This is a genomic window from Microbacterium sp. Bi128 (assembly GCF_918698205.1).
Genome location: NZ_CAKKMM010000532.1, coordinates 1 through 3,241, shown reverse-complemented (window position 1 = coordinate 3,241; position 3,241 = coordinate 1). Strand labels below are relative to the sequence as shown.

The 3,241-nt window shown below is 72.1% G+C and carries 2 protein-coding genes; both read right to left on the bottom strand.

The genetic code is table 11. The features are described 5' to 3' along the window. Window positions 1-112: 112 nt before the first annotated feature. A complete protein-coding gene (gene menD / locus LQV45_RS22420; RefSeq protein ID WP_230008890.1) occupies window positions 113-1,846 on the bottom strand; it encodes a 2-succinyl-5-enolpyruvyl-6-hydroxy-3-cyclohexene-1-carboxylic-acid synthase in 1,734 nt (577 codons plus the stop codon). Continuing rightward, on the bottom strand, window positions 1,843-3,241 hold a 1,399-nt coding region (locus LQV45_RS22415; protein WP_230008889.1), incomplete at its 5' end, for an arginine--tRNA ligase. The genes menD and LQV45_RS22415, both read right to left, overlap by 4 nt.

Here is a 3,241-nt window from a genome sequence, read left to right as displayed (position 1 = left end):
CACCAAGGAGTTCCTCAGCCGCGTGCTGTAGTTCCGGATTTCCGCACCGATTTAGGGCAGCCGCTACGTGGATCCACGTAGCGGCTGTCCTTTTTCGTAGCGGAAACGTGCGCTACGTCTGCGGGAGGCCCTCCACGGCCGTGGCCACCGCGGCCCGGATGGCGCGGTGCAGTTCCCCGAGCCGGTGCCGGTCCGTGCGCACCTCGATGATGCTGCGGCCCTCCGGCGGGCCGGACAGCGCCTCGGCGAGTTCCGCCGTCGTGCCGACCAGGCGGTGCGGGACGCCGTAGGCCGCGGCCAGCGCGGCGAGGTCCACCCGCTGCGGGGTGGCGAAGAGGCGTTCGACGGCGTCGCCGTAGCGCCCCGCCGCGGCGACGGTGCCGTGCTCCAGGAGCCCGAAGATGGCACCGCCGGCGTCATTGAGCACCACGATCCGCAGCTGCGGTTCGGCCTCCCCGGCGCCGAGCAGGAGTCCCCCGGCGTCGTGCAGGAACGTCACGTCCCCCATGAGTACGGTGGTTTCCTGGCCGCCGCCAAGCGCGATCCCGGTGGCGGTGGACGTGGTGCCGTCGATCCCGGCCAGGCCCCGGTTGGCGAACATGGTGGCCTGGGGTTCCGCGGGCGGCGCCCCGGCGAGGTCGACGTCGCGGATCCCGTTCGAGGAGCCCAGGACCAGCTGCCCGCGGGCATGTTTCCAGACTTCGGCGCCCACCGACGGGCCGGTCGCGGCCGGGGATGCGGCCAGGATCAGGTCCACGGCATGCTGCGCGGCGGCTCCTGCCAGCAGCCAGGCATCGAGCCAGGCGGCAGATCCGCGGCCGGCGAAGTCCGCCAGGTCCGCCAGGGTTTCCAGCGGCAGTTCGGTGCGGCGGCCGGGTTCGTACCAGGCCACCGGAACCGGCTGGTACAGGGCCGACGGGACATCCGCCCGCTCCAGCAGCACGCTCACCGGCCGGGAGAGCGTCGGCCGGCCGAAGAGGACCACGCGTTCGATCGGCTGTGCCGCGTCCGCGCCGAAGTGCTCGATCAGCAGCCGGTAGGGGCCCACCGCGTTGGGGCCGAAGCGGGCGTTGGAAGACGGCTCGGCCAGCAGCGGCAGGCCGTGCGCGCGGGCGAAAGCCTCCGCGACCGGGCCGGCGTCGTGCCCGGCCAGCACCACGGTGCGCCGCTCCGGCAGCGCCGTCGACGCGGCCGGAAAGTCCAGGGCCAGGGGGTTCCGGGCGGCCCGGTAGATGCCGTGACCGGCGGCCGCGGGCAGCCCGTCGCCCACGGCCGGGACCAGCGGGTCGCGGAAGGCAAGGTTCAGCTGCACCGGCCCGGGCGGGGGGTCCTCGAAAGCTCCGGTGGCGGCACTGAGGGCCGTTTCGACGGCGCGCTGCGGATCGCTGCCCGCGGGCACGTCGACGGCGAAGCGGACGTGGTCGCCAAAGAGGTCCAGCTGCACGGTGGTCTGGTTGGCGCCGGTCCCCCGCAGCTCCTCGGGCCGGTCGGCGGAGATGACCACGAGCGGCACCGCGGCGTGGTTGGCCTCCATGACGGCCGGGAGGAGATTGCCGACGGCGGTCCCGGACGTGGTCAGGACGGCGGCGGGCGCACCGGCGGACAGGGCCAGGCCCAGGGCGGTGAAGCCGGCGGACCTTTCGTCGATCCGGACCAGCAGCTCCACCCGTCCGGCGGCTTCGGCCTCGGCCAGGGCGTAGGCCATGGGCGCCGAGCGCGATCCCGGGGACACCACCACCTGGCGCACACCGGCGGCGAGCAACGTGCCGACGGCGATGCGCGCAGCCTCCACCGCGGTCAGGCCGCCAGGAGCGGATGAGCCGGCAGCGGAATCCGCCGGACTCACATGTGCTCCGGCGTTTCGATGCCCAGCAGTTCCAGGCCGCCGGAGAGGCGGCGCAGAGCCAGCGCGCACAGGGCCAGCCGCGAGTCCCGAACGGATTCCTCGGCCTTGAGCACAGGGCACTGGTCGTAGAACGTGGTGAAGAGCTGTGCGAGCTCAAAGAGGTAGCCGCAGAGCCGGTGCGGCTCCAGCGCGTCCCGCACCTTGTTCAGCGTTGCGTCGAACTCCAGCAGGTGCAGGGCCAGCGCGCGTTCTGCGGGTTCGACGACGGCGATCGCCGTGGCGGGGCCGCCGGATGCTTCGGCTGCCGGAGTGCCGGCCGCCGGAGTTCCTGCGGCGCCGGCTGACGGCGAGCCGCCGTCGCCGGTGATTTCTTCCAGTACCCCGGCTTTGCGCAGGATGGAGCGGATCCGCGCCGCAGCGTACTGCACGTAGGGTCCGGTGTTGCCGCTGAGGGCGAGCATGCGGTCGAAGTCGAAGACATACTCGGTGTCGTGGCCGGTGGAGAGGTCGGCGTACTTGACGGCACCGATGCCCACCTGGCGGGCGGTCACGGCGCGCTCCGCCTCGCTGAGCTCGGGCCGGCTCGCGTCGATGACGGCGCGGGCACGGTCCACGGCCTCTTCGAGCAGGGCCATGAGCTTCACCGGGGCACCGGAACGGGATTTGAGGATCTTTCCGTCCTCGCCAAGCACGTTGCCGATCTGCACGTGCACGGCCTCGACCGTCTCCGGAAGCCAGCCGGCGTCCCGGGCACTGGCCATGACCATGCGCAGGTGGACGTTCTGCGGGGCGCCCACGACGTAGAGGATCCGGTTGGCCGCCAGGTCGCGGACCCGGTAGCGGATGGTGGCGAGGTCCGTGGTGCCGTAGCCGTAGCCGCCGTCGGACTTGCGGATAATCAGCGGCAGCGGCTGCCCGTCGCGGCCGGTAAATCCTGCGGGGAAGGTGCACAGGGCGCCGTCGCTGATCCGGGCCAGGCCGCGTTCCTCGAGTTCCTGGCACAGCTGTGCCAGATGCGCGTCGTAGGAGCTTTCGCCGGCGATGTGGTCATCGGTAAGGCTGATGCCGAGGGTGGAGTAGATGGCGTTGAAGTAGCGCTTGGACTGGGCGACCAGCCGCTGCCAGACGGCGAAGGTCTCCTGGTCGCCGCCCTGCAGGGCAACGACGCGGAGCCGGGCCCGGGTGGCGAAGCCGTCCTCGTCGGTGGCGGAGGCATCGAACTTGGCCCGGGCGGCCTGGTAGAACGCGCTGGGGTCCTCCACCAGCAGCGCCGCCTCCGGGGAGTCCTCGCCGATCTCCAGCCAGTGTTCGATCAGCATCCCGAACGGGGTGCCCCAGTCACCGATATGGTTCTGCCGGATCACGGTGTCGCCGAGGGCTTCGAGCACCTTGACG